Genomic DNA, 16,554 nt, shown 5'->3' with positions numbered 1-16,554 from the left:
ACGAAATATTGGCGATAATCAGCGCGGCGGACGCGCTGCGCCAGCAGCACCACCGGCAGCCACCGGACGCGGCGTCATCGGCAGCAGGCCTTCGCGCTGGGCGCGCTTGCGGGCCAGCTTGCGAGCGCGGCGCACGGCCTCGGCCTTTTCGCGGGCGCGCTTCTCGGACGGCTTCTCGTAGTGACCGCGCATCTTCATTTCGCGGAAAATGCCTTCGCGCTGCATCTTCTTCTTGAGCGCGCGAAGCGCCTGATCAACGTTATTGTCGCGGACGAGTACCTGCACGGGCAATCCTGTCTTTCGGGTTTGATATCAACAGGCAAGTAGCCATAGCCACTAGCCTCCGCGGCGGTCGACACCACGAATTGTGGCGGCTGATAGCAGAATCAGGCCGCGCTGTCCACAGTCGAAATGCAGGACGACAGCCAAATTGCCACGGTCGCCCCGAGATAGGGCTCCAACTACGCCGTGGCCAGGTGCAGCCGCTCGAAATCCTCGAAGAATTCGCCGTAGTCACAAGTGATCTCTTCGCCGGCGGCGATGTCGCGTGTCGCTGTCGCGCCACCATATTGCGAAAAATCTGTGTTCGGCGTCGCCGAATGGTTCATGAAGCGGCCATTGTCGACCTCATAGACCATGAAGCCCGGCCGATCCGGGCTCGGATAGGCATAGCGGTCGAGCAATTCCTTCAGAGGCTGGGGTGCGGCCTCGTATTTGTCCATCGGGATCAGCCGGTCGAAATCCGGATCAAGCCGCCAGATCGAGGCGCCCTTCCGGATCGGCTCGGCGGCGAACATGCCGACGCCCTCGATTGCGCTGGCGGCCACATAGGTTCGGATCAGCATCATGGTTTCGGGACCCGTTTCAACATGAAACGGAATCGCCAAATCGCGCGGAAAAAGCAAGACCGGCTGCCTGCGTCAAAGCGGCGAACCGGCCTGTTCGCCGCAAAAAAACCTTCACGTCCGGTTGATCGAGACCCCGCCGTCGGCAAACAGCGCGGTTCCCGTGGTGAAGCTCGAAGCATCGGAGGCGAGGTAAAGCGCCGAGCGGGCAATCTCTTCCGGCTGCGCCATGCGTTTCAACGCATGGATGCCTTCGACGAAAGCGCGGGCTTCGGGCGTCGTTGTCGTCGCGCCCGGTGTGTCGGTGCCGCCCGGCAGCAATGCGTTGACGCGCAGGCCTTTCGGGCCGTATTCGGCGGCCAGAACCTGTGTCAGGCCGATCAGGCCGGCCTTGGCGGCGGCGTAGGCGGCCATGCCCGGCATGCCTGCGGTGTAGCCGACAAAGCTCGAGGTGAAGATCAGCGAGCCGCCGCCGCGCTCCAGCATGGCCGGTATCTGATACTTCGCGCCGAGAAAGGCGCTGGTCAGATTGATGTCCATCGTCTCGTGCCATGCCGCCGGCATCATGTCGGGCAGGGGCGCCATCAAGCCGACGGCGCCGGCATTGTTGAAGGCGATGTCGAGGCCGCCGAAGCTTTCGACTGCCAGATCGACAAGCGCCTTCGCATAGGCTTCGTCCCTGACGTCGCCGGCAAGCGCGATGGCCGTGCCGTCCGCGCCCGATATGTCGGCGACAAGCGTATCGAGCTCGGCCTGACGACGGGCCGCGACGACAAGCTTTGCACCTTCGTCGGCGAAGAGTTTTGCCGTGGCGCGGCCGATGCCGGAACTGGCGCCGGTGACGATGGCGATCTTGTTGGCGAGTGCGAGCATTTTGGGCATCCTGTTTTTCGCGCCGGTCTCGCCGGCAATCGGGATGCTTGGTCGCAGATGGGGCGGGTCGGAGCCACCCGATACCTGCGAAGGAGCGCCGTCCTGAGCTATTGCTTCAGCAGCCAGCCCAGCCGGTCGAGCGAAAATGCGTAGCTGATGGCGATGAGCAGGGCGACGACGATGCCCGTGGTCGTGCGACCCGCGCCATAGAATCCGGCAGCACCGCCGAACAGGATGACGAGTTCGAGCGCCAGCCGCACCGTGCCTGGCACCGGCACCGGTGCGCGACCCGACCGGCTTGGGTCGTTGAGCACCGCGAAAGTACCCCACAGCACGGCCGCAACGAGCGGCAAGGCGAACGCGAGGACCCAGCGCCACCATCCCTGGGAAAGGTGCCAGCCGGCAATGCCGAGGCCGAGCAGGGCGGCAAGCTCCAGCAGGAAGCGCAATGTCAGATTCCACCAGGCATTGCCCATTTTCGTCCTCCAGAATCGCGCGACGGACAATGTGGCTGAATGCACCCACGGCAGCCAGCCCGCACGGGTCTTTTTCGTCGTGGCGCAAAACGGCAAGCGCCGTCGCAAACAGCGCAAGGGTGGAAGCGCTGTTTCGCTAGTGATACACCTCGCGCGCCGGGCCGAACAAAAGCCCGGCTGCAATCCGCGAGATCTGTTGGCGCGAGGCTGGGACGTTGAAAAAATATTCGGTATTCGCCATCGCCCGCGAGGCCATGCGTGGCCACAAGGGCTGGGAGGAACAATGGTCCTCGCCTGAGCCCAAGAAGGAATACGACGTCATCATCGTCGGCGCCGGCGGCCATGGGTTGGCCACCGCCTACTATCTTGCCACGGTGCATGGCATCACCAATGTCGCGGTGCTGGAAAAGGGCTGGCTGGGTGGCGGCAACACCGGCCGCAACACCACCATCATCCGCTCCAATTACCTCTATGACGAGAGCGCCGGCATTTACGACCATGCGCTGAAGCTGTGGGACGGGCTCTCCCAGGAGCTCAACTACAACGTCATGTATTCGGCGCGCGGCGTCATGATGCTGGCGCACAATGTGCACGACATCCAGGTGCTGAAACGCCATGTCCACGCCAACCGGCTGAACGGCATCGACAATGAATGGCTGTCGCCGGAGCAGGCGAAGGAATTCTGCCCGCCGCTCAACATCTCCAGGGATGCGCGCTATCCGGTCGTCGGTGCCGCGCTGCAGCGGCGCGGCGGCACGGCGCGCCATGACGCGGTCGCCTGGGGCTATGCACGCGGCGCTTCGGCGCGCGGCGTCCACATCATCCAGAATTGCGAGGTCACCGGCGTCAAGCGCGCCGCCAACGGCGCGGTCATGGGCGTCGACACGACGCGCGGCTTCATCGGTGCCAAGAAGGTCGGCGTGGTTGCCGCCGGCCATTCCTCGGTCATCATGAACATGGCCGGCGTGCGCATGCCGCTGGAAAGCTATCCGCTGCAGGCGCTGGTGTCGGAGCCGGTCAAGCCGGTCGTGCCTTGCGTGGTGATGTCGAACACGGTGCACGCCTATATCTCGCAGTCCGACAAGGGCGAGCTGGTGATCGGCGCCGGCACCGACCAGTATGTCTCCTATTCGCAGACCGGCGGCCTGCACATATTGCAGCATACGCTGGACGCCATCTGCGAGATGTTCCCGATCTTCACGCGCATGAAGATGCTGCGCTCCTGGGGCGGCATCGTCGACGTGACGCCCGACCGCTCACCGATCCTGGCCAAGACGCCGGTGCCGGGACTCTACGTCAATTGCGGCTGGGGCACGGGCGGCTTCAAGGCGACGCCTGGTTCGGGCCACGTCTTTGCCCACACCATCGCCAGGGACGATCCGCATCCGATCAACGCGCCCTTCACCATCGAGCGCTTCCGCACCGGCCGCCTCATCGACGAGGCGGCGGCGGCGGCGGTGGCGCACTGATGATGATGGCCGAGATGGCTGTCGCCATGCCGCTGATGCTGGCGGGGGAACAAGGCATGTTCCATTTGCCCTCGGCGGACGAAGTCCGCACGCAACCGATCAGCCGCGCCGGAAACGAGGCCAACTGGCCGTTTTCCGTTGACGACGGCATATTGGCTTGCGTGTGGAGCGGCGGCCAGAAGGTGGTGATGTTCGTGGAGAACAGACCTTCCGATCTGGACGAGGACGATCCATTCGACCCACGCCGCGTGATCGTCACGACCGATCCGATGCAACTCACCATCGGCAACATGGCGTATCGCGACCTGTTTCGTCCGGCCGCAAGTGTCGAGGAGCGTATCCGGCTCGTCGCGCCGTTTGCGGCTATGGGCCAGAAGCTTTGCGACCAACCCCCCGGCGCCCGCGTCGGCCACGGCGAATTGTAGGAACAAACAGAATGCTTCTCATCCGCTGCCCCTATTGCGAGGAAGAGCGCCCGGAACTCGAATTCCGCAACGCCGGCGAGGCGCATATTGCGCGCTCGGCCAACATGGCGGGCGAGAGCGACGACGATTTCGAGAAGTTCTTCTTCATCCGCTCGAACCCCAAGGGCATCATCTATGAGCGCTGGCGGCACATGCATGGCTGTGCGCGCTTCTTCAACGCTGTGCGCGACACCGTCACCGACAAGTTCGTCATGACCTACAAGGCCGGCGAACCCAAACCCGCCAAGCTCCCGGGAGTTGCCAAATGAGCGGCGCGTTCCGCATTCCGAGAGCCGGTCGCCTCAGCCAGGCCAAGACCGCGCGGTTCAGCTTCGACGGCCAGTCCTATACCGGCATCGAGGGCGACACGCTGGCCTCCGCACTGCTTGCCAATGGCGTGCATCTGGTCGGCCGCTCGTTCAAGTACCACCGGCCGCGCGGCTTCCTGTCGGCCGGCGCGGAAGAACCCAATGCGCTGGTGCAGATCGTGCGTGACGACGCGCGCAAGACGCCGAATGTGCGCGCCACCGTGCAGGAGCTCTATGACGGGCTCGCCGCCAATTCGCAGAACCGCTGGCCGTCGCTGTCCTTCGACGTCGGCGCGGTCAACGACCTGGCATCACCGCTGTTTTCGGCCGGCTTCTACTACAAGACCTTCATGTGGCCGAAGGCGGCCTGGAAAAGCCTTTACGAGCCGAAGATCCGCGAAGCGGCCGGCCTTGGCGTCTCGCCCGACAAGCCCGATCCCGACCATTATTCGTCGCGCTACGCGCATTGCGACGTGCTGGTGCTGGGCGGTGGTGCGGCCGGCCTCGCGGCGGCCTTAGCGGCAGCGGAAACCGGCGTGCGCGTCATCCTCGCCGACGAGCAGGCCGAATTCGGCGGCAGCCTGCGTTTCGAGACAGGGGCGAAAATCGACGGCCAAGACGGTTTCGTCTGGGCGCAAGCGGCGATCGCTAAGCTCACAGCCATGGATAATGTCCGTGTGCTCTCGCGCACCACGGCCTTCGGCTATTACGCGCAGAATTTCGTCGGGCTGGTCGAGCGCGTCAGCGACCATTTGAAGGCTCCCGGCCACGAGTTGCCGCGCGAGCGGCTTTGGCAAGTACGCGCCAAGCGCGTGGTGCTGGCGTCTGGCGCCATCGAGCGCCACATGGTGTTCGCCAACAACGACCGGCCGGGCATCATGCTGGCGGGCGCGGCGCGTACCTTCCTCAACCACTATGGCGTGGCGGTCGGCAGGAATGTCGGCGTCTACACCGCCAATGATTCAGCCTATGCGGCGGCGATCGACCTGAAGAAGGCCGGCGTCAACATCGCGGCGATCGTCGATCTGCGCGACAACCCGACGGGACCGGTGATCGACGAGGCGCGGGCGCTCGGCATCGAGATCAATTTCGGCCGCGCGGTGATCCGTGCCGGCGGCAAATTGCGCGTGTCCTCGATGACCGTGCAGCCGAAGAATGGCGGCGGCGAGCGCACCATTTCCGTCGATGCGATCCTGATGTCGGCCGGCTGGACCCCGTCGGTGCATCTGTTCTCACAGTCACGCGGCAAGGTCGCCTTCAACGACGAAACCAAGCGTTTCGTGCCGGGCACCTATGCACAGGATTGCGTTTCGGTCGGCGCCTGCAACGGCACCGACGGCTTGTCGGCCACGGTGGACGAAGCCTATGCGGCTGGCGCCATGGCAGCCAAGGATTCCGGCGCGAAGACCGCCAAGGGCACAAAGCCTAAGGTCGACGCCTCCGAAAGCTGGTCGCGCGGTATGCTGGGCGCGGCGCCTGGCGCCGGGCCGGACACGACGGTGAAGGCCTTCGTCGATTTCCAGAACGACGTTACCGCCAAGGACATCCGCCAGGCGGTGCATGAAGGCATGCGCTCGATCGAGCACGTCAAGCGCTTCACCACCAACGGCATGGCGACCGACCAGGGCAAGACCTCCAACATGCACGGCCTGGCGATCGCGGCGGAGACGCTCGGAAAGCCGATCCCGGAAGTCGGCCTGACCACGTTCCGCGCGCCCTACACGCCGGTCACCTTCGGGGCGATCGTCAGCCATGCGCGCGGCCCGCTGTTCGACCCGACGCGCAAGACGGCGATCCATCCGTGGGCGGAGGCCCAAGGTGCCGTGTTCGAGGATGTTGGCCAGTGGAAGCGCGCCTGGTATTTCCCCAGGGCCGGCGAAGACATGCACGCGGCGGTCGACCGCGAATGCGTCGCGGTGCGCAAGACCGCCGGCCTGTTCGATGCCTCGACGCTCGGCAAGATCGAGGTGGTCGGGCCGGATGCGGCCAAGTTCATGGAGCTGCTCTACACCAATCCGTGGGAGAAGCTGGAGCCCGGCCGTTGCCGCTATGGCATCATGCTGCGTGAGGACGGCTTCATCTATGATGACGGCGTCGTCGGCCGTCTGGCGCCGGACCGTTTCCATGTAACGACGACGACCGGCGGCGCGCCGCGTGTCATGAACCATATGGAAGACTATCTCCAGACGGAGTTTCCGCATCTCAATGTCTGGCTGACCTCGATCACCGAACAGTGGGCGGTCATCGCGGTGCAGGGGCCGAAATCGCGCGACATCATCGCACCGCTTGTCGAAGGCATCGACATGTCGGATGAGGCGCTGCCGCACATGTCGGTGCGCGAAGGCAAGATCTGCGGCGTGCCGACAAGGCTGTTCCGCATGTCGTTCACCGGTGAGCGCGGCTTCGAGGTCAACGTGCCGGCCGATTACGGCCAGGCCGTCTGGGAAGCACTGTGGGCCGAAGGCCAGAAGCATGGCGCCACCGCCTACGGCACTGAAACCATGCACGTGCTGCGCGCCGAAAAGGGCTACATCATCGTCGGCCAGGACACGGACGGCACGGTGACGCCGAACGATGCCGGTCTCGACTGGGCGGTCGGCAAGAAGAAGACCGATTTCGTCGGCATCCGCGGCATGGCACGGCCGGACCTGGTCGCCAAGGGCCGCAAGCAATTGGTCGGTCTCAAGACCAAGGACCCGAAGGTGGTGCTGGAGGAAGGCGCGCAGATCGTCGAGGATCCGAAGCAGGCAATCCCGATGAAGATGATCGGCCACGTGACGTCCAGCTACTGGTCGCAGAATTGCGGCCGTTCGATCGCGCTGGCGCTGGTTGCCGGCGGCCGCGACCGGATGGGCGACACCCTCTATGTGCCAATGCCGAACGGGGTGATCGAAGTGGAGGTTACCGGCATGGTGTTCTTTGACGAGACGGGAGGCCGCCTCAATGGCTAAGGCTGCTGCAAAGAAGACGGCTGCGGCCGCATCGCCTTCAGTCGACCGCCGTCCGGCATTGGCTGGACGCACTACGACGGCGACCGGCGTAAAGGTTGAAGTGCTGCCGCCAGCCGAGCGCATCTCGCTGCGCGCGCCGGAGGCTTCGGTCGCGGCGCTGTCGAAGGCGCTTGGCCTGACCTTGCCGAAGAAGCCGAAGACTTCCGCGTCGAAGGGCGGGCGCACCGCTCTGTGGCTCGGCCCCGACGAGTGGCTCGTCATCGACGAGGGCGGAAACGATCCACTCGCCGATTGTGCGACGGTCGCCGCGCTTCATTCGGCGGTCGGCATTTCACACCGTAACATCGCGATCTCCGTCACCGGTCCGGCGGCCGAAGCCGCGATCAATTCGGGCTGCCCGCAGGACCTGTCGCTCGACGCCTTCCCGGCGGGCGCGGCTTCGCGCACCATCCTCGGCAAGGCCGAGATCGTGCTGTTGCGCACGTCGAACGACGCCTTCCGGGTCGAGTGCTGGCGTTCGTTCTCGGACTATGTCTTTACTTTCCTGTCCGAGGGAGCCCGCGACGCGGCTGGCTGACCCGGAACGTTTTGCCGCCCGCGTTCGTTGTGCGGCAACAGGTCGAGGGAGAAGTGTCGATGCCGTCGAAGTCCGCGCCGAAGTTGCCACTCAAGAAGACGTCGGCCGTCCGCTCGCTTGAGCACGAGCAGCACGAAGCGTCGAGCGCGGAAGAGGAACTCGAGGAGGGCCTCGAGGACACGTTCCCGGCCAGCGATCCGGTGTCCATCACCAGTTCGGCGATCCCCGGCGCGCCCGCCAAGCCGGGCAAGGCCAAGACCGTTCCTGGTCGAAAATCCCGCAAGCCCTGATTTTCCGCAATTTTGGCCGAAGGCATCTTTCCAAGGTATCGCCAGTTGGGATATTCAAAGCGCTTTGGAGGAGGAAAAATGCCGATAAAAGCTGTTGTCTGGGGCGAGAACGTCCATGAACAGACCAATGCCGCCGTCCGCGACCTCTATCCCTTGACCATGCATGGCACGATCGCCGCGGCACTCAACCAGGACAAGGGCATCGAGGCGACGACCGCCACCTTGCAGGAACCCGAGCACGGGCTGAGCGAGAAGCGCCTGGCCGCCACCGACGTGCTTTTGTGGTGGGGCCATGCCGCGCATGGCGAGGTCAAGGACGAGATCGTCGAGCGCGTGCAGAAGCGGATCTGGGAAGGCATGGGGCTGATCGTGCTGCATTCCGGCCATTACTCGAAGATATTCAAGCGGCTGATGGGCACGCCCTGTTCGCTGAAATGGCGCGAGGCGGGTGAGCGCGAGCGGGTCTGGGCGATCAACCGCGGCCACCCGATCGCGCAAGGCATCGGCGAATGCCTGGAGATCGGCGAGACGGAAATGTATGGCGAACCCTTCGCCGTGCCGGAGCCGCTGGAGACGGTGTTCGTCTCCTGGTACGAGGGCGGCGAGGTGTTCCGTTCCGGGCTGACCTACCAGCGTGGCGCGGGCCGCATCTTCTATTTCTCGCCCGGCCACGAGACCTATCCGATCTATCACAATGAGGGCGTGCAGCAGGTGCTGCGCAATGCCGTGCACTGGGCGCACAATCCGGCGCCCGCATGGTCCGGCATCACCAATGCGCCGAACGTGCCGACGGACAAGGCCAAGGAGAAGATCGTGCAGAAGGGCCTGCGCCTGCATGCCGATGGCGACAAGGGTTTGAGTTGATGGGGGACCTGATCTGATGCATCGCCTGCTCTTGCTCGGCACCGGCTGGATCGCCGGACATCATGTCGAAGAGTTCGCAAAGGTTCCTGGCTGCAGCATTGTCGCCTGTGTCGATCAGCTGCCTGGCCGCGCGGCGGCGTTTGCCGCTGCCAACGAGATCGGCGCTTCTTTCGAGAGCCTTGAAGCGGCGATCGCCTGGGGCGATTTCGACGCCGCCATCAACGCCACTCCGGACGGTGTGCACAAGGCGACGACGCTGGCGCTGCTTGCCGCGGGAAAACATGTCTTTTGCGAAAAGCCGCTCGCGCCGAACCATGCCGATGCGCTTGCCATGACCGAAGCGGCCGAGGCCGCCGGCCTCGTCAACATGGTCAATCTCACCTACCGCAATTCACCGGCGATCCAGGAAGCACGGCGTCTGGTGTTGGCGGGCGCGATCGGCGAATTGCGCCATGTCGAGGCGAGCTACAAGCAGAGCTGGCTGGTCAGCAAATCCTGGGGCGACTGGCGCCTCGAGGACAAATGGCTGTGGCGGCTGTCGACCCGGCACGGGTCGACCGGGGTTCTGGGCGATGTCGGCATCCACATCCTGGACTTCGCCACCTATGGCGCGGGCCAGGATATTGTCAGCCTGCACGCCGATCTGGTGACGTTTCCAAAGGCCGAGGGCAACCGGATCGGCGACTATGTGCTGGACGCCAATGACAGCGTGGCGATGACGGCACGGCTGGCATCCGGCGCACTGGCGACGATCATGGCGAGCCGCTACACAACCGGCCATGGCAATGACCTGTCGCTGGCGCTGCATGGCACCAAGGGAGCGCTCAAGGTCGAGACCGATGGCAAGGCAGCGCGGCTGTCGGCGTGCCTGGGAGAGGACGTCGATGTTCAGCTCTGGCGCGAGCTGGCCCTGCCGGATGTCAAGCGCAACGCCCGGCGGTTTGTCGACGCGCTGGATGCCGGGCAGAATGGTGCCCCGTCCTTCCGGCGCGCCGCCGACATGCAGAAGCTGATCGACGCTGCCTTTGAGAGTTCGGCGAGCAGGCTGCCGATCTCGGTCGGCTGACATCCGGCCATCGCAGCGGTTGGCAGCCTTGGTTCAAAGCGATCAGCCAGGATTGCCGTCGCGCCAGGCGGTCTGTCCCATCAACCGGTTCATGGTCGACAGATACTCGTCTTCCGAGGTCGACCAACGCAACCTCGCCATTTCCTCGGTGTCCGGACCGGCGAGATAGCGCAGGCGGTTTGACGGGTCGGTCGCCGCCGCATGGATTGTCGCAACGACCTGTTCTTCATCCGCATCCGGGAGCGGGTAGTTCATCATCGACCGCATCATGTGGTCGAAGTAGGGCTTGTATTCTGCCGGCACGGAAACGGCCTGTGACGCCTCCATGGTGTTGGCGGTGAAACTGGTGGTGCGCATGGCGCCGGGTTCGACCAGCTTGACCAGGATGTTCTGCGATTCAAGTTCGTAGGACAGCGATTCCGACAGGCCTTCGACGGCATGCTTGGTCGCGGTGTACAGCGCCAGCAGTGGTACGGCCGCCAGCCCGACGCCGGAGGTGATGTTGACGATCGTGCCGCCGCCATGATCACGCAGATGCGGGATGACGGCCTGCATGACATTCATCACCCCGAAAACATTGGTCTCGAAAATGCCGCGGATCGTCTCCTTCGCGGTCGCCTCGAAGATCGAAACGACGCTGATGCCGGCATTGTTGACGACGGTGTCGATATGCCCAAATCGCGCGATCCCGGCGGCAATGGCGCTCTCTATGCTGGCTGGGTTGGTGACGTCGAGAGGCAAGACAAGCATTTGCTCGGGATAGCCGGCGGCGAGGCTCTGGTCCGGCTTGCGCATCGTGGCGATGACGTTCCAGCCTTGGGCCGCGAAGTGCCTCGCCGTGGTCTTGCCCAGTCCGGAGGAACAGCCGGTGATGAGGACGGTCTTGGTCATTCACATAACTCCTTGAGGTTATGCGGGTGATCTAGGTAAAACGTTTGGGCTGATCTATAATGGAAAATGCCAGTTAAATTACGGATCGTCTCATTTGGACCCCTTGACCGATATCATCGCCCTGTTGCGCCCAAGGACGCTGCTGCTTGGCAATCTCGCAGCAACCGGTGAGTGGGGCATCCGCTCGCCATACCAGACCGACCCCACCTTCTATCTGGTGACCGAAGGTGAATGCTGGTTCGAGCCAGACTATGCCGAGGCGGTGCGGCTGTGCGCGGGGGATTACCTCCTGGCCGCGCAGCCGTCTTCGGTGTGCTTCGTCAGCCACCCCGGCGCCAAGCTCGTCCTGTCCGACACCGAGTTCAAGCAACGCAATACGGTCAACAATGAGCTCAGGGTCGGCACACTAGCGGAAGGCCCGACGACGCGCATCGTTGGCGGCCTGATCCTGTGCGACCCGGCCAATGCCGATCTGCTGTTCGGTCTGCTGCCACGCTTCACCCATATACGGGCGGCGGAGGAAGTCGGGGAAAGGCTGGGAAACCTGATGCGCATCATCGTCGATGAGACAAACGCTGCACGGCCGGCCAGGGACATGGTGCTGTCGAGGCTGATCGAGGTGATGCTGATCGAAACGCTGCGGCGGGATGGCGCTCGGCGCGCGTTACAGCCTCAGGGACTGCTTGGCGGCCTTGCGGATCCGAAGCTGGCGAGGGCGCTCGCCCACATCCATGCGGATGTCGGCAGAGCGTGGACGGTCGCCGAACTCGCCAGAAGTGCCGGTATGTCACGCTCGCGCTTTGCGCGGCGGTTCACCGATATCGTCGGGGCGGCACCGGTCGAATATCTGCTGGCGTGGCGCATGGCGCTGGCCAAGGATGCCTTGCTGCATAGCCACAAACCGCTCAGCCAGATCGCCGCCGATGTTGGCTATCAATCGGCTAGTGCCTTCAGCACCGCCTTCAGCGGCAAGGTTGGCTGCGCACCAACTCAATATCAGGCGCAGAACCTAGGGGTAGCTATCTCGTCCATGCCCGGGGAACCCCCGGCCGGGTATGCGATCGATCTTAGAACGCGCTTGGCAGGATCCAGGGATTGATGCTGATGCCAAGGCGCGGGCCCTTGCCTTCAGCGATATTTTCCGCGGTACCCTTCTTCTCGACCGAGCCGGTCGAGGCGCAATCCAGCTTCGCATTGGTCTTGGTGTCGACGCAGGTCGCGGCCGGCAGGTGCTTGACCGGCTGGGTGGTGCCGGCGGCGAAGGCCGAACCGGAAAGTGCCACCACGGCGGCGAGGGCGAGGAGTGTCTTTTTCATCGTCAGTCTCCGTTTTCGACGGTTGAATTTCTTCCGTACATGTACGGTGTTACGTACAAATACGACTGCCGATCGCGAAGTTCAAGTCAAGATCGTACGTGTACGATAAATTTTTTGTTAACCAAGAATTTGCCCTCGGTTTGGTCCGAAAGGGTGGCGAGGAAGCGTGGAAACGAAGGAGATGTCGTTCAGCAGTTGACCAGTGTATCGGTCAATGGCGGTACGTTCTGGGTGCTCAGTGCGGCCAGTTGGAAATCGCACATGCGTTTCACGAATGCCTGCGGGTCGCCGAAGGGGTAGAAGGGAAAGGTGATCAGCAGCGAGATCGTGCCGTGGCCGACCGCCCACAACATGGTGGCGATGGCGCGCGGATCGCCTTGCAATTTTCCGGCGGCGACGCAGGCTTCGACCCGCGTGATCAGCACCTTCATAGCCGGGTTGGCCTCGTGCATTTCTTGAAAACTCCGACCTTCCGGCGGTCTGGTCTTTTCGGTCATGAAAACGGTGCGGTATTCATTGGGATTGCCGAGGCCGAAGGCGGCATATTCGGTCATCACCGCCTGCAAGGCCTCGACCGGATCGTCGGACGGATGCTCCTCGATGCGGCGGGCAAGCGTTTCGAAAGCGTCCTCGGCCAGCGCGAACAGAATGTCCTGCTTGTCGGCGAAATAGGAATAGACCGACATCGGCGCGTAGCCGACCCGCTTGGCCAGTTTGCGGATGGTCAGGCCCTCATAGCCTTCTTCCTGAACGAGCTTATGCGCGGCCGCGACCAGCTCGGAACGCAGTTCGGCCTTCTGTTTCTCGCGGCGTTTCTGCACGCTCAGCGGCAAATCCGGTGCCTTTCGGTCGTGTCTGGGGTTGGTTGTATCTGGCTAAATTATATACGCTGTACGGAAACGGACAAGGGCACGGGAAGTTCCCAAACGGCATGGCTCAGATGGCGCCGACGCCGCCGTCTATGGCCAGCGCATGGCCGGTCATGAAGGAGTTGTCCGGGTCGGCGGCGAACAGGATGGCGGCGGTGATTTCATCGACTTCCGCCACGCGTTTCATCGGCACGCCGCGTGTCAGTTCGGCCAGCGCCTCTACCTCCGGCATACCGGAGGCGCGCACGAAACTGTCCACCATTGCCGTCCTGGTGTGGGCCGGGCAGATGGCGTTGATGCGCACACCCTTGGTCGCATATTCGGCGGCCGCCGATTTGGTCAGCCCGACGACGCCATGCTTGGCGGCGGCATAGACCGAGAGTTTCGGCGCGCCGACCAGTCCGGCAACCGAGGCGATGTTGACGATGGCGCCGCCCCTGGCTGTCGCCTTGAACTGCCGCTCCATCTGCGGGATCTGGTGCTTCATGGCATAGAAGACGCCAAGCAGGTCGATCTCAAGCACACGGCGGGCCTCGTCCGACGGAACCTGCGGCAGGCGCACGAAACTCTGGACGATGCCGGCATTGTTGACGGCGACATCCAGCCTGCCGAATCTTTCGACCGCAAGCCGGACCAGATCCTCGGACAGTTTTTCGTCGGCCACGTTGCCGGCCAGGATCGCCGTCTCGGTGGGCAAGGTTGCGGCGAGATCGGCGAGCGCCTTCTCGTCGATGTCCGACAGCACCAGCCGCGCGCCCTCGGTGGCAAAGCCTTTCGCGGCACCCTGGCCGAGGCCGCCGGCGGCACCTGTGATCAGCACCGTTGCTCCGTCAAAGCGGCCCATAATTGCTCCCGTCATGTCTGCTTGTCGATCAGTCTGGCGGCGAGATGCGACAGCAGCTTCACCGCCTCGCCATAGGTCCTGGCCTTTTCGGGATTGGAGGCATTGCCGTCCAGCGCGCGCTTGTAGACACCCTGGCAGATCGCCGCCAACCGGAAGAAGGAGAAGGCGAGGAAGAAGGTCCAGTTGCCGATGCCGCCGAGCCCGCGCCGCCGGCAATAGGCAGCGATATAGTCTTCCTCGGAAGGCAGGCCGAGCGCGGCGCGGTCGACGCCGCCGAGGCCGCGAAAGCCGGAAGCATGCGGCAGGCGCCATTGCATGCATTGATAGGCGATGTCGGCGACGGGGTGGCCTGATGTCGACAGTTCCCAGTCGAGCACCGCGATGACCCTTGGCCGGTCCGGCGCGAAGATCAGATTGTCCAGCCGGTAGTCGCCATGCACCAGCGATACCAGGCCGTCATCCGCGGGCAGGTGCGTTTCCAGCCAGGCGATCAGTCGGTCCATGTCGGCAATTATGCCGGTTTCGGAGGCGCGGTACTGGCTGGTCCAGCGTGCCAGCTGCCGTTCGAAATAATTGCCCGGCCGGCCGAAATCGGAAAGACCCACCGCGTCGACATCGACATCGTGCAGGGCCGCGAGCGTGCCGTTCATGGCGTCGTAGATGGCGGCGCGTTCATCGTTGTCACGTGCCTCGGGCAATGCCGGATCCCAGAAGATACGGCCGTCGAGGAAATCCATGACATAGAACATGCGGCCGATCGGCGAGTCCTCGGCCGACAGATGCAGCATTTCGGGCACTGGCACGGCGGTGCCGGCAAGCGCCTTCATCACGCGGAATTCGCGGTCGACCTGATGCGCCGACTTCAGCAACTGCCCCGGCGGCTTGGCGCGCAGCACATAGCGGCCGCTTGCCGCCGTGATGAGATAGGTCGGGTTGGACTGGCCGGATTTGAATTTTTCGATTGTAGCAAGCCCGGAAAAGCCGGGGATTTCCGCCTCGAGGTAAGGCGCAAGCGCTGCCTGGTCGAGCGCGTTGGGGTCGTTCATGCGGTCTCGGGCTGGCGTTCGATCAGCGTCAGCGTCAGCCAGCGGGCGGTCAGAGCCGGTTTCTTCGAGCCCTCGATCTCGATCGTCACGTCGTGCGCCGTCTGCACCCAGCCCGAGGGTCTCACCTTGACATCGGCCAGCACGAAGCGGGTGCGGATGCGCGCGCCGGTCTTCACCGGCGCCAGGAAGCGCAGCGAATCGAAGCCGTGATTGACGCCCATCTTGCCGTTTTCCAGCGGCGGCATGGTCTCGAAGGTCATTGCCGACAGCAGCGACAGCGACAGGAAACCATGCGCGATGGTGCCGCCGAAGGGCGTCTCGCGCTTGGCCCGCTCGGGATCGCAATGGATGAACTGGTGATCGTCGGTGGCGTCGGCGAACTGGTCGATCATCCGCTGCGTCACCACTCGCCACGGCGAAACGCCAACCTCCTTGCCGACACTGGCCAGAAGCACATCGAGACTGATCGGTTCCACGCTCATGTCCTCCAGTTCACCTCCGGCTTCTATGGCCGGAAAATGTCATTCCTTGAACAAGGTCAATCCATGCTGCACCGACTGCCCGCCGTCGATCGGCAGGATGGCGCCGGTGACATAGCTGCCTGCACGGCTGCACAAATAGAGCGTTGCGCCGGCAATGTCATCCGGTGCGCCGATACGGCCGATCGGAACATGGCCGCCGACATGTCTGGCCTGCTCATCTGTACCGGTGGCAAAGGCCGTCATGCGGCTTTGGAAAGGGCCGGGGGCAAAGGCGTTGACGGTGATGCGGCGGGCGGCGAATTCGAGTGCGAGCGTACGCGTCAGATGATGCACCGCGGCCTTGGACGCCGTGTAGGAATAAGCGTCGTCGGCCAACGGCTGCGTCCCCATCACCGAACCCAGGTTGATCACCCGGGCCGGATCGGCGTCGCTGGCGGCGGCTTCGAGCAGAGGCAGCAATTCGCGGGTCAGGTGGAAGACGGCGGTGACATTGACGCCGAACACCTTGGCCCATGCCGAATAGGGAAAACTCTCCAGCGGCGCGCCCCAGGAAACGCCGGCATTGTTGATCAGGATATCGAGTTTGGCGGTCCGCGCCTTGACCTCGGCGACGAGTGCGGCGATGCCGGCCTCGCTGGAGACGTCGCCGGCGAAGCCCTCGGCCCGGCCGGGGGCGCCGAGCCCGTTCAACGCATTGGCAACCTGGATGCAATCCTCGCCCTTGCGCGAAGCGATCATGACGCTGGCACCGGCCTTGACCAGCGCCGTCGCCGCCATGCGGCCGATACCGGTCGCCGCGCCCGTCACCAGCGCGGTCTTGCCGGCCACCGAAAACAGCTCGTCGAGATAGGCCATTCCAGTCCTCCACGCTTTGCCCTGGGCAAAGAGTTCGCGTTGACAAGGCTATCCGAAGTACGGTCATC

20 protein-coding genes are annotated in these 16,554 nt (G+C 63.8%); 9 read left to right on the top strand and 11 right to left on the bottom strand.

What is annotated here, in order from left to right:
• Window positions 1–18: 18 nt before the first annotated feature.
• The 4 genes from rpsU to QQK95_RS28910 all read right to left on the bottom strand — a co-directional run bounded on the left by rpsU (window position 19) and on the right by QQK95_RS28910 (window position 2,194).
• Window positions 19–285: a 30S ribosomal protein S21 gene (gene rpsU / locus QQK95_RS28925; protein WP_010911429.1), complete on the bottom strand. Its 267-nt coding sequence runs from the start codon at window positions 283–285 to the stop codon at window positions 19–21.
• A gap of 176 nt (window positions 286–461) precedes the next feature.
• A complete protein-coding gene (locus QQK95_RS28920; RefSeq protein ID WP_064981678.1) occupies window positions 462–848 on the bottom strand; it encodes an SET domain-containing protein in 387 nt (128 codons plus the stop codon).
• A gap of 111 nt (window positions 849–959) precedes the next feature.
• A complete protein-coding gene (locus QQK95_RS28915; protein ID WP_027047388.1) occupies window positions 960–1,718 on the bottom strand; it encodes an SDR family oxidoreductase in 759 nt (252 codons plus the stop codon).
• 107 nt (window positions 1,719–1,825) lie between these two features.
• The gene (locus QQK95_RS28910) at window positions 1,826–2,194 is read right to left on the bottom strand and encodes a YrdB family protein (RefSeq protein WP_064980848.1); all 369 of its coding nucleotides are present in this window, start codon (window positions 2,192–2,194) and stop codon (window positions 1,826–1,828) included.
• 215 nt (window positions 2,195–2,409) lie between these two features.
• Here QQK95_RS28910 and QQK95_RS28905 point away from each other — a divergent pair, with 215 nt between their 5' ends.
• The 8 genes from QQK95_RS28905 to QQK95_RS28870 all read left to right on the top strand — a co-directional run bounded on the left by QQK95_RS28905 (window position 2,410) and on the right by QQK95_RS28870 (window position 10,183).
• The gene (locus QQK95_RS28905; RefSeq protein ID WP_032931625.1) at window positions 2,410–3,663 is read left to right on the top strand and encodes a sarcosine oxidase subunit beta; all 1,254 of its coding nucleotides are present in this window, start codon (window positions 2,410–2,412) and stop codon (window positions 3,661–3,663) included.
• A gap of 2 nt (window positions 3,664–3,665) precedes the next feature.
• Entirely contained in the window at window positions 3,666–4,088 is a 423-nt protein-coding gene (locus QQK95_RS28900) for a hypothetical protein (protein ID WP_064981676.1), read from the top strand.
• A gap of 11 nt (window positions 4,089–4,099) precedes the next feature.
• Window positions 4,100–4,396, top strand: a complete 297-nt coding sequence (locus QQK95_RS28895; protein ID WP_019861127.1) for a sarcosine oxidase subunit delta — start codon at window positions 4,100–4,102, stop codon at window positions 4,394–4,396.
• Window positions 4,393–7,386 carry a sarcosine oxidase subunit alpha gene (locus tag QQK95_RS28890; protein WP_064980847.1) on the top strand — a complete coding sequence of 998 codons (2,994 nt, stop codon included), beginning with the start codon at window positions 4,393–4,395 and terminating at the stop codon, window positions 7,384–7,386. Before QQK95_RS28895 ends, QQK95_RS28890 begins: the two co-directional genes overlap by 4 nt.
• On the top strand, window positions 7,379–7,963 hold the full coding sequence (locus QQK95_RS28885; RefSeq protein WP_019861125.1) for a sarcosine oxidase subunit gamma: 585 nt from the start codon (window positions 7,379–7,381) through the stop codon (window positions 7,961–7,963). The genes QQK95_RS28890 and QQK95_RS28885 overlap by 8 nt, the downstream gene beginning before the upstream one ends.
• A 59-nt stretch (window positions 7,964–8,022) precedes the next feature.
• Window positions 8,023–8,253: a hypothetical protein gene (locus QQK95_RS28880; protein ID WP_080511854.1), complete on the top strand. Its 231-nt coding sequence runs from the start codon at window positions 8,023–8,025 to the stop codon at window positions 8,251–8,253.
• Between the two features lie 78 nt (window positions 8,254–8,331).
• On the top strand, window positions 8,332–9,117 hold the full coding sequence (locus QQK95_RS28875) for a ThuA domain-containing protein (protein ID WP_019861121.1): 786 nt from the start codon (window positions 8,332–8,334) through the stop codon (window positions 9,115–9,117).
• Between the two features lie 16 nt (window positions 9,118–9,133).
• On the top strand, window positions 9,134–10,183 hold the full coding sequence (locus tag QQK95_RS28870) for a Gfo/Idh/MocA family protein (protein WP_284277820.1): 1,050 nt from the start codon (window positions 9,134–9,136) through the stop codon (window positions 10,181–10,183).
• A gap of 42 nt (window positions 10,184–10,225) precedes the next feature.
• Here the strand turns inward: QQK95_RS28870 and QQK95_RS28865 are convergent, their stop codons facing one another.
• Window positions 10,226–11,074 (bottom strand): SDR family oxidoreductase, encoded by an 849-nt coding sequence (locus QQK95_RS28865; RefSeq protein WP_069093106.1) that lies wholly within the window; start codon window positions 11,072–11,074, stop codon window positions 10,226–10,228.
• 103 nt (window positions 11,075–11,177) lie between these two features.
• Between QQK95_RS28865 and QQK95_RS28860 the strand changes: the two genes are divergently transcribed.
• The gene (locus tag QQK95_RS28860) at window positions 11,178–12,173 is read left to right on the top strand and encodes an AraC family transcriptional regulator (protein WP_284277819.1); all 996 of its coding nucleotides are present in this window, start codon (window positions 11,178–11,180) and stop codon (window positions 12,171–12,173) included.
• On the opposite strand, the gene QQK95_RS28855 is transcribed toward QQK95_RS28860, so the two are convergent.
• The 6 genes from QQK95_RS28855 to QQK95_RS28830 form a co-directional block, all read right to left on the bottom strand.
• Window positions 12,142–12,390 carry a DUF680 domain-containing protein gene (locus QQK95_RS28855; RefSeq protein WP_284277818.1) on the bottom strand — a complete coding sequence of 83 codons (249 nt, stop codon included), beginning with the start codon at window positions 12,388–12,390 and terminating at the stop codon, window positions 12,142–12,144. The genes QQK95_RS28860 and QQK95_RS28855 overlap by 32 nt on opposite strands.
• 188 nt (window positions 12,391–12,578) lie before the next feature.
• Window positions 12,579–13,223: a TetR/AcrR family transcriptional regulator gene (locus tag QQK95_RS28850; protein WP_019861116.1), complete on the bottom strand. Its 645-nt coding sequence runs from the start codon at window positions 13,221–13,223 to the stop codon at window positions 12,579–12,581.
• A 103-nt stretch (window positions 13,224–13,326) separates the two neighbouring features.
• Window positions 13,327–14,103, bottom strand: a complete 777-nt coding sequence (locus QQK95_RS28845; RefSeq protein ID WP_284277817.1) for an SDR family NAD(P)-dependent oxidoreductase — start codon at window positions 14,101–14,103, stop codon at window positions 13,327–13,329.
• A gap of 11 nt (window positions 14,104–14,114) precedes the next feature.
• Window positions 14,115–15,149 (bottom strand): phosphotransferase, encoded by a 1,035-nt coding sequence (locus tag QQK95_RS28840; RefSeq protein WP_284277816.1) that lies wholly within the window; start codon window positions 15,147–15,149, stop codon window positions 14,115–14,117.
• Window positions 15,146–15,631: a MaoC family dehydratase gene (locus QQK95_RS28835; protein ID WP_019861112.1), complete on the bottom strand. Its 486-nt coding sequence runs from the start codon at window positions 15,629–15,631 to the stop codon at window positions 15,146–15,148. Before QQK95_RS28835 ends, QQK95_RS28840 begins: the two co-directional genes overlap by 4 nt.
• A 39-nt stretch (window positions 15,632–15,670) precedes the next feature.
• Entirely contained in the window at window positions 15,671–16,486 is an 816-nt protein-coding gene (locus QQK95_RS28830; protein WP_038649512.1) for an SDR family oxidoreductase, read from the bottom strand.
• Window positions 16,487–16,554 lie beyond the last annotated feature (68 nt).

This window comes from Mesorhizobium huakuii (assembly GCF_030160235.1).
GTDB classification, from domain to species: Bacteria; Pseudomonadota; Alphaproteobacteria; order Rhizobiales; family Rhizobiaceae; genus Mesorhizobium; species Mesorhizobium huakuii.
The sequence above is the reverse complement of the archived record's forward strand: the minus strand, read 5'-3'. Positions and strand labels throughout refer to the sequence as shown.

What these genes read in the sequence shown, in the direction of transcription:
- QQK95_RS28845 (WP_284277817.1), bottom strand. Translation starts at nt 14,103, where the DNA reads ATGGGCCGCTTTGACGGAGCAACGGTGCTGATCACAGGTGCCGCCGGC.
- QQK95_RS28840 (WP_284277816.1), bottom strand. Translation starts at nt 15,149, where the DNA reads ATGAACGACCCCAACGCGCTCGACCAGGCAGCGCTTGCGCCTTACCTC.
- QQK95_RS28895 (WP_019861127.1), top strand. Translation starts at nt 4,100, where the DNA reads ATGCTTCTCATCCGCTGCCCCTATTGCGAGGAAGAGCGCCCGGAACTC.
- QQK95_RS28890 (WP_064980847.1), top strand. Translation starts at nt 4,393, where the DNA reads ATGAGCGGCGCGTTCCGCATTCCGAGAGCCGGTCGCCTCAGCCAGGCC.
- QQK95_RS28875 (WP_019861121.1), top strand. Translation starts at nt 8,332, where the DNA reads ATGCCGATAAAAGCTGTTGTCTGGGGCGAGAACGTCCATGAACAGACC.
- QQK95_RS28830 (WP_038649512.1), bottom strand. Translation starts at nt 16,486, where the DNA reads ATGGCCTATCTCGACGAGCTGTTTTCGGTGGCCGGCAAGACCGCGCTG.
- QQK95_RS28885 (WP_019861125.1), top strand. Translation starts at nt 7,379, where the DNA reads ATGGCTAAGGCTGCTGCAAAGAAGACGGCTGCGGCCGCATCGCCTTCA.
- QQK95_RS28835 (WP_019861112.1), bottom strand. Translation starts at nt 15,631, where the DNA reads ATGAGCGTGGAACCGATCAGTCTCGATGTGCTTCTGGCCAGTGTCGGC.
- QQK95_RS28880 (WP_080511854.1), top strand. Translation starts at nt 8,023, where the DNA reads ATGCCGTCGAAGTCCGCGCCGAAGTTGCCACTCAAGAAGACGTCGGCC.
- QQK95_RS28865 (WP_069093106.1), bottom strand. Translation starts at nt 11,074, where the DNA reads ATGACCAAGACCGTCCTCATCACCGGCTGTTCCTCCGGACTGGGCAAG.
- QQK95_RS28920 (WP_064981678.1), bottom strand. Translation starts at nt 848, where the DNA reads ATGATGCTGATCCGAACCTATGTGGCCGCCAGCGCAATCGAGGGCGTC.
- QQK95_RS28915 (WP_027047388.1), bottom strand. Translation starts at nt 1,718, where the DNA reads ATGCTCGCACTCGCCAACAAGATCGCCATCGTCACCGGCGCCAGTTCC.
- QQK95_RS28870 (WP_284277820.1), top strand. Translation starts at nt 9,134, where the DNA reads ATGCATCGCCTGCTCTTGCTCGGCACCGGCTGGATCGCCGGACATCAT.
- QQK95_RS28910 (WP_064980848.1), bottom strand. Translation starts at nt 2,194, where the DNA reads ATGGGCAATGCCTGGTGGAATCTGACATTGCGCTTCCTGCTGGAGCTT.
- QQK95_RS28900 (WP_064981676.1), top strand. Translation starts at nt 3,666, where the DNA reads ATGATGGCCGAGATGGCTGTCGCCATGCCGCTGATGCTGGCGGGGGAA.
- QQK95_RS28855 (WP_284277818.1), bottom strand. Translation starts at nt 12,390, where the DNA reads ATGAAAAAGACACTCCTCGCCCTCGCCGCCGTGGTGGCACTTTCCGGT.